General features: G+C 72.6%; 12 protein-coding genes. 11 read left to right on the top strand and 1 reads right to left on the bottom strand.

Annotation, left to right across the window (positions count from 1 at the left end; translation table 11 throughout):
- The first annotated feature begins 111 nt into the window (after positions 1-111).
- The 9 genes from AB0J67_RS36570 to AB0J67_RS36530 all read left to right on the top strand — a co-directional run bounded on the left by AB0J67_RS36570 (position 112) and on the right by AB0J67_RS36530 (position 5,685).
- A complete protein-coding gene (locus tag AB0J67_RS36570) occupies positions 112-384 on the top strand; it encodes a hypothetical protein (RefSeq protein WP_363489601.1) in 273 nt (90 codons plus the stop codon).
- Positions 385-641: 257 nt separating this feature from the next.
- Entirely contained in the window at positions 642-1,037 is a 396-nt protein-coding gene (locus AB0J67_RS36565; protein ID WP_363489599.1) for a group 1 truncated hemoglobin, read from the top strand.
- A 2-nt stretch (positions 1,038-1,039) separates the two neighbouring features.
- Positions 1,040-2,197 carry a globin domain-containing protein gene (locus tag AB0J67_RS36560; RefSeq protein ID WP_363489597.1) on the top strand — a complete coding sequence of 386 codons (1,158 nt, stop codon included), beginning with the start codon at positions 1,040-1,042 and terminating at the stop codon, positions 2,195-2,197.
- Positions 2,198-2,210: 13 nt separating this feature from the next.
- Positions 2,211-2,843 (top strand): hypothetical protein, encoded by a 633-nt coding sequence (locus AB0J67_RS36555; RefSeq protein WP_363489595.1) that lies wholly within the window; start codon positions 2,211-2,213, stop codon positions 2,841-2,843.
- A gap of 73 nt (positions 2,844-2,916) precedes the next feature.
- Positions 2,917-3,309 (top strand): helix-turn-helix transcriptional regulator, encoded by a 393-nt coding sequence (locus tag AB0J67_RS36550; RefSeq protein WP_363489593.1) that lies wholly within the window; start codon positions 2,917-2,919, stop codon positions 3,307-3,309.
- Positions 3,310-3,395: 86 nt separating this feature from the next.
- Positions 3,396-3,743, top strand: coding sequence for a hypothetical protein (locus AB0J67_RS36545; RefSeq protein ID WP_363489591.1), 348 nt, complete (start codon positions 3,396-3,398; stop codon positions 3,741-3,743).
- Positions 3,743-4,672: a serine hydrolase domain-containing protein gene (locus tag AB0J67_RS36540; RefSeq protein ID WP_363489589.1), complete on the top strand. Its 930-nt coding sequence runs from the start codon at positions 3,743-3,745 to the stop codon at positions 4,670-4,672. The genes AB0J67_RS36545 and AB0J67_RS36540 overlap by 1 nt, the downstream gene beginning before the upstream one ends.
- A gap of 43 nt (positions 4,673-4,715) precedes the next feature.
- Positions 4,716-5,093, top strand: coding sequence for a metalloregulator ArsR/SmtB family transcription factor (locus AB0J67_RS36535; protein WP_363489587.1), 378 nt, complete (start codon positions 4,716-4,718; stop codon positions 5,091-5,093).
- Complete coding sequence (locus tag AB0J67_RS36530; protein WP_363489585.1) at positions 5,068-5,685, top strand: SRPBCC family protein; 618 nt, start codon at positions 5,068-5,070, stop codon at positions 5,683-5,685. Before AB0J67_RS36535 ends, AB0J67_RS36530 begins: the two co-directional genes overlap by 26 nt.
- Positions 5,686-5,792: 107 nt before the next feature.
- Here the strand turns inward: AB0J67_RS36530 and AB0J67_RS36525 are convergent, their stop codons facing one another.
- Entirely contained in the window at positions 5,793-7,049 is a 1,257-nt protein-coding gene (locus AB0J67_RS36525) for a Gfo/Idh/MocA family oxidoreductase (protein ID WP_363489583.1), read from the bottom strand.
- 82 nt (positions 7,050-7,131) lie between these two features.
- Between AB0J67_RS36525 and AB0J67_RS36520 the strand changes: the two genes are divergently transcribed.
- Positions 7,132-8,298, top strand: coding sequence for an ROK family transcriptional regulator (locus AB0J67_RS36520; RefSeq protein ID WP_363489581.1), 1,167 nt, complete (start codon positions 7,132-7,134; stop codon positions 8,296-8,298).
- Positions 8,299-8,511: 213 nt separating this feature from the next.
- A complete protein-coding gene (locus AB0J67_RS36515) occupies positions 8,512-9,744 on the top strand; it encodes a sugar ABC transporter substrate-binding protein (protein WP_363489579.1) in 1,233 nt (410 codons plus the stop codon).
- The last annotated feature ends 153 nt before the right edge of the window (positions 9,745-9,897 follow it).

The following is a 9,897-nucleotide window of genomic DNA, read 5'->3' as shown; positions in this document are numbered from 1 at the left end:
TGTTGCCGGTGAGGTTGGCCGAGAACGACAGCTCGTCGACGGACTGCGGGCCCGGTTCGAGGTAGTGGTCGTTGGCGACGAAGTCGACGTCGGCGCGACGCCGGCGGGGGGATGCTGCGGCTCGACCTGGCCAGCGGCGCCCAGGTGCTGGTCTATCCGAAGCCGGACCACCAGCCGGCCACGTACACCATCCTGAACTTCCCGGTGGCCGATCTGGAGGCGGCGATGGCGGAGCTGCGCGGCCGCGGCGTCGAGTTCGAGCGGTTCGACACTGGGGCGGTCAAGACCGACGCGAACGGGGTCGCCGAGGGCGGCGGAGGTCCGCGGATCGCGTGGTTCCGCGATCCGGCGGGCAACATCCTGTCCGTGCTGGAGGAGGACTGAGCGCCTTCCGTACGATGTGGACAGTCGTCGAACATGTGTTCTAAAACACAATCCGTATATTACGCGACTACTGGTTGACACCTAAGAGACGTATCTATATATGCTGCTGGTGCGCGGATAACCAGCAGTTTGTTTGGCGGCCTTCGGGAAAACCGCTGGTTGTGCCGGCGTGCTTCGTCGCGTCCGATCCGGGTGCGGGCCCGGGCCGGTCACGGTCGGCTCCGCGCTGCTCACCACTGCGACGACGGAGGCGCAACGTGTCAGACAGTCCAGGAGCGACAACCACGGCCACCAGCGCGTACGAGCTCATCGGCGGGGCACCGTCGGTACGCGAGGCGGTCAACCGGCTCTACACCTACCTGCTCGCCGACGAGCAGCTCGCGGGTTACTTCGACGGGGTCGACCTGCCCCGGCTCAAGGGCCACATGGTCGCGCTGCTCAGCCACGTGCTCGGCGGTCCCGCCACCTACCCGGTGGAGAAACTGGGACCGGCGCACGCCCGGCTGGGCATCAGCGCGGCGCACTACCAGCGGGTGGCGCATTACGCCGCCGGGGTCCTGTTCGAGCTGCACGTCCCCATGGACGTGATCATCCAGGTCGGACAGGTGCTCGCGAGCGTCGAGCCGCTGATCGTCAGGCCCGCGGCGGCCTGACGATGGACGCCCTCCGCCTGCAGCGCAGTTTCGCCGTGGTCCAGTCCCACGGCGACCGTGCCGCGCAGCACTTCTACGCCTTCCTCTTCGTGGCGTACCCGGAGCTGCGCGACCTGTTCCCGGTGTCCATGGCCGGCCAGCGGGAGCGGCTGCTGCAGGCGCTCGGGCACGTCGTGTCGCACGTCGACCGGCTCGACCAGGCCATGCCGTACCTGGCCGGGCTGGGCCGCGACCACCGCAAGTTCTCCGTGGTCGGGGCACACTACGCGCAGGTCGGGCAGGCCCTGCTCGCCACCCTGGAGCACTTCCTGGGCGAGCAGTGGACCGACGACCTGGCCGCGGAGTGGGCGGCGGCGTACGACAAGGTGTCGGGCATCATGCTGCGGGCGGCCGAGCACGCCGCCCGCAGCCAGCCCGCGTGGTGGACCGCGGACGTGCTGGAGCACGAGCGCCGCGGCACCGACCTCGCGGTGTTCACGGTGCGGCCGACCATGCCGCTGCCGTACCGGCCGGGCCAGTCGGTGTCGCTGGAGTGCGCGCTGCGGCCCCGGGTCTGGCGGCTGCTGTCGCCCGCCAACACCCCGCGCGCCGACGGCACCATCGAGTTCCACGTCCGCGCGCAGCCCGGCGGCGAGCTGAGCCCGGCGCTGGTGCACCAGCTGCGCGAGGGCGACCAGGTGCGGCTCGGCGCACCGGTGGGGCGGCGGCTCACGCTGACCCCCGGCGGCGGCCGCGACCTGCTGCTGATCGCGGCGGGCACCGGGCTCGCGCCGTTGCGGGCGCTGGTCGAGCAGGTCGAGGTGGAGTGCGGCGCCGGGGTGCCGCCCCGTGCCGTGCACCTGTATGCGGGCGCGCGGAGCGTGACCGACCTCTACGACCTGCCGACGCTGCGCGGGCTCGAAGCGGCGCACCGCTGGCTGACCGTCGTCCCGGTGACGCCGGAGGAGCACGGCGGCGACGACGTGCTCGGCGCGGCCCTGCGCACCGGCCGCCTGGCCGAGCGCGAGGTGTACGTGTGCGGCCCGCCCGCGCTGTCCGGCCGCGCGCGCGAGGCGCTCGCCGCGGTGGGCGTGCCCGACGACCGGATCCACATCGAGGAGTACGACGGCGGGCGCTACCTGCCGTCGCCGACGCCCGCCGCGTTCGACGCGGCCCGGTGAACCAGGGGGAACCGTGACACCAGTCAGCGCGCTCGGCACTCAGGAGGCGCCCGACCTGCGCAAGCGCGTGCCGCACACGCCCGAGTCGATCGTGCGGCACCACCTGCCGGACGCGACCGGCCGGCGGCGCGGCTACGACAAGGAGGCGGTGGACCGGCTGCGGCGCACCGTCGCCGAGGACATCGACGCGCTCAACGCGTACATCGTGACGCAGCAGGCCGAGCTGGACCGGGTCAAACGGCTGGGCGACCGGCTGGGCGCGGCGGACCCCGCGGTGCGGGCCCGGCAGGTCGCCGCCGAGGCGGTCACCCTCACCGCGCGGGCGCAGGCCCAGGCCGACACGGTGATCGCGGCCGCGCAGCAGCAGGGCAGGCTGATCGTGGAGACCGCCGAGAAGCAGGCCGCGCACATCCTGGAGGCCGCCCGGCGCGACGCCGACCGGGCCGCGGCCAGCTACCGCGCCAGCGCGGGGGTCGCCTACAGCGCCGCCGACGAGCGCCGGGCGCGCGACGTGGCGATGCTGGCCACCTGCCTGCGCTCGCTCGAGGCGGCGCGGTCCAACCTGCCCGCCATCGAGGCCCAGTTCGACGCGGTGATCCTGGCCTTCCAGCATCAGCTGCAGCATCTGCACCCGCAGCCCGAGTAGCGGCCGATCCGCCCGGCGTGTCCGAAGTGGAGTGAACATGACCGGCCCGGCCTGCCCGTCCGATGATGAACAGATGCCCACGCGAGAGGTGCCGCACTTCGCCGAGCGCTACAACCGGCTGGTGGCGGCGATCCGGCCGGGCGGCGTACGCCAGACCGACGAGCTGGTCGCCCGGGCCGTGGACGTGTCCGTCCAGTACATCGGGATGCTGCGCACCGGCAAGCGCGCCAACCCGAGCCTGGGGCTCGTCCGGCGGATCGCCGCCCACTTCGGCGTGGACGTGGCGTACTTCCTCGACCCCGAGCGCGCCGCCGCCGTGGACCAGGAGCTGGAGCTGCTCGGGGCGCTGCGCGACGCGAAGGTGCGCCGGCTGGCGTACCGGATGACCGGGCTGTCCGCGGCGAGCCTGGACCTGGCCGCCGAGGTGGTGGAGCGCCTGCGCGCGCTGGAAGGGCTGTACGACTAGCGGTAAACGGGCGGTAACGTCGCCGTGCGACACTTCGCAGCGCCTCGGGCCGCCCGGTCCGCGGGCGTCGGCAGTGAGGCGGTCACGTGGCGGAGCACCCGGAGCACCGGCCCCCGGCCCCGTTGAGCCTGACCGCCAACCTGGCGATCGGCACCGGCGTGCACCTGCTCGCCGCCGTCGGGTACGCGGTGCTCTCCCTGCTGCGGCTGGAGGGCTGCGACCCGGCCGGCGGGCTCGCGGCGGGCTGGGCGCTGGCCGTGCTGATCGACCTCATGCTGGGCGGTTTCCTGCTGGCCGCCGCGCTGCGCCGGGTGGCGGGCGGCAACCAGTGGGCCGTGCTGGCCGGGTGGGGCCTCAGCTTCGTGCCGTTCGTGCTGCTCGCGGCCCTCGCGATGGGGTACGTCGACGCCCTGCCCAGCGACTGCGGGGTCTAGTGCCGGGGCGGGAGATCGGGCGGCTGGCCCGTACCGCCGGCTACCGCGACGGCGAGCCGCTCGTGGTCGGGGTGTCCCGGCGCGGCGACCCGGAGTTCGTCTGCCAGGGGCCGTACACGCCCACCACGCTGGTCTACGCCGCGTCGCTGTCCAAGCAGCTCGTCGCCGCCTGCGCCCTGCTGGTCGCGCAGCGCGGCGGCCTGGCGGTCGACGAGCCGCTGTCGCTGCGGCTGCCGGAGCTGCCCGGCTGGGCCGGCGCGGTGCGCCTGCGCCACCTGGTCCACCACACCGGCGGCCTGCCCGCCGACGCCGCCGTCGACGGGCTGCTCACCGGCGACCGCACCACCGCGGGCGTGCTGGCCGCCCTGGCCACGCTGCCTTCCCCGGCCCGGCCGCCCGGCACGGCGTACGCGTACTCCAACACCGGCTACGTGTGCCTGGCCGAGGCGGTGCGCCGCGCGGCGGGCCGCGAGCTGCCCGGCCTCGCGCACGAGCTGCTGTTCGCACCGCTCGGCATGGCGCGCAGCCGCCTCTGGGACGGCCCGCACCCGGCCCCGCCCGGCGCGCGGCCGCTGACCCCCCGCCATCCGGCGCCGCTGTCGCTGGGCGACGGCGGTCTCTGGACCACCGCCGCCGACCTGCTGCGCTGGGCGGACGCGCTCAACACCGGCGCGCTGGGCGTCAGCGGTCTGCTGCAGACGCCGGGCCGCCTCGACGACGGCACAGCCCTGGACTACGCCTGGGGCATGGGCGTATGCCGCCGCCACGGGTACACGTACCACCGGCACGGCGGGGCCTGGCCGGGCGTGCGCACCATGCTCGCCCGGGTGCCCGACCGGGGTCTCGGCCTGGTCGTCATCGCTCCGGGCGACGCCACCGAGCGCGCGGCCGCGCTCACCGATCTGCTGCTCGACCTGCTGCTGACCTAATACCAGGTTTGACTTATATAAGTTGTGGCTGTAGTTTCGGCCCGTGCACGCCTTCGACGTACTAGGGGACCCGGTCCGGCGCCGGATCCTCGAGCTGCTGGCCGAGGGCGAGCAGGCCTCCGGCGCGCTCACCGAGGTGATCCAGGCGGAGTTCGGCATCTCCCAGCCCGCCGTCTCCCAGCACCTGAAGGTGCTGCGCGAGAACGGGTTCGCGACGGTCCGCGCGGTGGGTACCCGACGCCTGTATGCGGTGGACTCCGCACCGCTGCGCGAGGTGGACGCCTGGCTCGACCGCTTCCGCGGCTTCTGGAGCCAGCGCCTGGACGCACTGGAGACCGAGCTCGCCCGCGGCCGCCGGGAACGCCGGCAACGCGACCGACAGCGAAAGGAAGACGATGAGGGACATCACCGAGCAGCTTGAGGCGATCCGGCGGCAGGTCGCCCAGGCCGACACCGACGAGGGCGAGGGCGTGGCCGTGATCATCCGGCGCACGTACCGCGCCGAGGTCGACGACGTGTGGGACGCGATCACCAACCCCGAGCGGCTGCCGCGCTGGTTCGCCCCGGTCAGCGGCGACCTCAAGGAGGGCGGCAGCTTCCAGATCGAGAACAACGCCGGCGGCGACATCCTGCGCTGCGCCCCGCCGCACCTGCTGCGCATGACGTACGGCGCCCCCAACAGCATCGTCGAGGTCCGCCTCACCGAGGCCGGCCCCGACCGGACCGACCTCGAGGTCGCGCACACCGTCCCGCTGTCCGTGGCCGGCGGCGCCGCGGGCGCCCTCTACGTCGGCCCCGGCTGGGACCAGGGCTTCCTCCACCTGGCCTGGCACCTCGCGGGAGAGGACTTCGGCGACCCCGCCGCCGCCGAGAACTCCATCGAGGGCCAGGAGCTCTCCCGCGGCTCCATCGCCGCCTGGGCCGACACCGTCCGGGCCACCTCCCTGGCCACCGAGGACGCCCTCAACGCCGCCATCGCCGCCGCCGCCGCCCACTTCGCCCCCAACCTCTGACCCCTCCTGCCGGGCAAGATCGCCGTTTTCGGTCAGAACCTGTGTCCTACTGCACTTTCTGACCGGAAACGGCGATCATGCCACCAGTGCCGGGGTCGAGACGGCGGTCAGGCGGGGACGGTGGTGATGGTGCCGGTGGTGCGGGCCTGCTCGGCGGCCCAGACGACGCGGTGGCCGGCGAGGCTGGTGGCGGCGTCGGAGTTGAGCAGCTTGACGTCGCCGGTGGCGACCGCCCCGAGGAACGCGTCCATGATGGCGTCGTCGCCCCCGCCGTGCCCGTCCGCCGCCGTGCCCCCGGCGGTGAGCCCGGTGTCGATGGTGGTCTGCTCACCGGTGCGGAAGTCGGTCAGGTGCAGCAGCCGCCCGTCCCCGTCGAGCTGCCCGTGGGTGCCGAACAGGCGGGTGCGCCGGTTCTCCATCGGCGTGAACGCGGTCATGGTGAATGTGCACGTCGCCCCGTCGGCGAACTCCATCGCCACCACCTGGTGGTCGACCACGTTGTTGTCGCTGCCGTACACGCAGCGCCCGTACGGCCCGTCGCGCAGGGCGGCGTCGATGCCGGCGGGAGTGTGGTCGCGGGTGACCGCCGACAGCGGCCAGAACTCGCGGGCCGGATCGCCCAGGCAGGAGCGGTAGAGGCGGGGCGCGGAGTACGGGCAGCGCGGTTCGAGGGGGCAGTCCAGGCACCGGTCGGCGGCTCCCTCGGGGCGCTGCTCGGCGCGGAAGTGGGCCAGGCCGCCGAACGAGCTGACCCGGCTGGGCGCGCTGCCGAACAGGTACAGCAGCCAGTCGATGTCGTGGCAGGACTTGGTGAGCAGCAGCGGCGCGGACGTCTCGGAGTTGCTCCAGTGCCCGCGCACGAACGAGTGCGCGAAGTGCCACCACCCGATCGGCTCCAGGTGCTGCACGTTCACCAGCCGCCCGATCGCACCCTCGTCGAGCAGCTTCTTCAGCGCCTGCGTGTACGGCGTGTAGCGCAGCACGTGGCACACGGCGAGCATGACCCCGGCCCGGTCGACGGCCTCGGCGATGCGCAGCGCGTCGGGTTCGGTGGTGGCCATCGGCTTTTCCAGGAGTATGTGGTAACCCAGCTGTGCGAAGGCGACGGCGGCGTCGGCGTGGGTCTGGTCCTGGGTGGCGATCACGACGGCGTCGGCCAGCCGGCCCGCGGCGGCGAGCTCGGCCCAGTCGGCGTACACGTGCTCGGCGGGCACCCCGAACTCGGCGGCGAACGACTCGCGGCGGGCGGCGTCGGGCTCGGCCACGGCCACCACGCGGGCGCCCGTGGCGGCCGCACGGCGGGCGTACCCGATGCCGCGCAGCCCGGCGCCCGCCACGACCAGCCGCACCCCGTCTACAGTCATCTCAGCCATCCCTGGAGGAGTTACTTTTGAAGGTCTCCATAATTAGTAACATGGCAACCCGGTGTGCAAAAGGGGGCCGACGGTGACCGAACAACTGGCGGGCGGGGATCTGTCCCGGTTGCGGCAGCTCAACGCGCTCGCGGTGGTGCACGTGCTGCGCGGCCGGGAGGCGCTGACGCTGACCGAGCTGTCCCGGGACACGGGCCTGTCCCGGCCGTCGACCGAGGACGTGGTGCAGCAGCTGCAGGAGCAGGGCTGGCTGGAGGAGGTGCAGCCCGCGCCCGGGGTGATGGGCCGCCCGGCCCGGCGCTACCGGTTCCGCGCCGACGCCGGGCACGTGCTCGGCGTGGACATCGGCGGGCACACCATCCGGGTCATGGCCGCCGACCTGGACGGGCAGGTCAAGCACACGGTACGCACCCCGGTGGCGATCACCGCGGGCCGCGCGGACCGGCTCGGGGCAGTGGACGCCGCCGTCGGCGAGTGCCTGGCCGGAGCGGGCCTGAGCGGAGCCGACGTCTGGGCGACGACGGTCGGCACCAGCGGCCTGGTCGACGCGTCGGGCCGGGTCGTGCTGTCGGTGGCGTTCCCCGAGTGGACCGGCGTGCACCTGGCCCAGCACGTCGGACGCCTGGTGGGCGGCACGGTGCTGGTCGAGAACGACAGCCGCCTGGCGGCGCTCGCCGAGACGTGGCGCGGGGTGGCCCGGTACGCCCAGCACGTGGTCTACCTGCTGGCGGGCCTGCGTACGGGCACCGGGCTGATCATCGACGGGCGGCTGCACCGGGGGTTCGCGCAGGCCGCGGGCGAGATCGGGGCGCTGCCCGAGCTGGGCTGGATCCGGGCGCAGGAGCACCTGCGCGGGTGGACCGGCGCCCCGGCCGGCACCGACCCGGACGACCTGGCCGGCTACGTCTTCGCCGCCGCTCGCGACGGCGACCGCAGGGCGGTGGCGGTGGTGCGCCGCTACGCCAGGGACCTGGCGCTGGGTGCGTCGGCGCTGGTCCTGGCGCTGGATCCGCAGCTGGTGGTGCTCGGCGGCGGCTTCTCCCGCTCGGCGGACGTGCTGCTGGAGCCGCTGCGCCGCGAGATCGAGAAGCGCTGCGTGCGCATCCCGGAGATCGTGACGTCGACCCTGGGCGACGAGTCGGTGGCCCTCGGCGCGGTGAAGCTTTCGCTCGAACATCTTCAGGAGCATCTGTTCGACGCGCGCACCGGCGTGGCCGCACCCGTCCGACCAGGGCGTTAGCACTTCGGCATCCTCGGCTCGCGGGTGAGCCCTTGACAAACTTATTCAGGACTCCATTAATACTGGGCAAGCGCATGTGATGCGGGTCTCGACGGCACCGGGTGGTGTCACGCCACTCGACGCCCCCACGCGGCCCGGGTGATCCCCGATGATGTTGCTCTTGCGAGAAGGGTTCCTCAGATGTGGAAAGCAGTGCGGGTAGGAGCAGCCACGATGCTGGCCGCCGCGCTCGCGGTGACCGCGGCGGGCTGCGGCTCCGACGAGCCGGCCGCGAGCGCTGACGAGAAGGCGACGCTGTCCTACGCGGTATGGGACAAGAACCAGGTCCCGGTGATGGAGGAGCTCGCGGCCGCCTTCACCAAGGACCACCCGAACATCACCATCAACGTCCAGCTCACCCCGTGGGCCGACTACTGGACCAAGCTGCGGGCGGCCGTCACCGGCGGCGCCGCGCCGGACGTGTTCTGGATGAACGGGCCGAACATCCAGCTCTACGCGGACAACGGCGTGATCATGCCGCTGGCCGACAAGGTCGCCGAGGCGAAGCTGGACCTGAGCGTGTACCCGAAGGCCCTGGTCGACCTGTACACCTTCGAGGGCAAGATCTACGGGCTGCCGAAGGACATGGACACCGTCGGCGTCTGGTACAACAAGGAGCTCTTCGACGCGGCGGGCGTCAAGCACCCGGCCGACAACTGGACCTGGGACGACTTCAAGGCCGCGGCCGCGAAGCTGACGAACCCGGCCAAGGGCGTGTACGCCGTCGGCGCCAACATCGCCGGCCAGGAGTACTTCTACAACACCATCTACCAGGCCGGCGGCAACGTCATCTCGGCCGACGGCAAGAAGTCCGGCTACGACGACCCGGCCACCATCGAGGGCCTGAGGTTCTGGACCGACCTGATCAAGAACAAGCAGTCGCCGGACCTCAAGACGATGACCGACACCCACCCGATCCAGCTCTTCGAGTCCGGCAAGCTCGCGATGTACTGGGGCGGCTCCTGGAACGTCACCGAGTTCGGCAACAACGAGTACACCAAGACCCGGGTGGACGCCGCGCCGCTGCCGATCGGCGCCAAGCAGGCCACCATCATCCACGGCCTGGCCAACGTGGTCTCCGCCAAGACGAAGTACCCGGCGCAGGCGTGGGAGTTCGTGAAGTTCCTCGGCTCGAAGCCCGCCGCCGAGATCCTCGGCAAGAAGGGCCCGATCCCGGCGTACACCGGCACCCAGGACGCGTGGCTCGCGGCCAACGCGAAGTTCAAGGGCAAGGTGTTCATCGACGCGGTGGGCTACGCGGTGCCGTACCCGGTGTCGCGCAACACCGCCGCCTGGAACGACGAGGAGTTCAAGCAGCTGACCAAGGCGTACACCGGTGAGGTGGCCGTCGACGTGGCCGCGAAGGAACTCGCCGCGCAGATGAACGCCCTGCTGGCCAAGGAGTAGTCGACACCATGGTGATGACCGAGGAGGGCACCGCGGCCGCAACCCGCGCCGCGGCCGAGCCTCCAGTCGGCGTCGCCGCGACCGCGCTGGACATGATCCACGGGCTGATCGCCCGCATGCTCGCCGTCGACGAGGGCATCGAGGTGCCCGCCG

Origin of the sequence: Catellatospora sp. NPDC049609 (assembly GCF_040675365.1) — a bacterium.
Classification (GTDB): domain Bacteria; phylum Actinomycetota; class Actinomycetes; order Mycobacteriales; family Micromonosporaceae; genus Catellatospora.
Note: the sequence above shows the minus strand (reverse complement) of the source record. Positions and strands in the feature narration are given on the sequence as shown.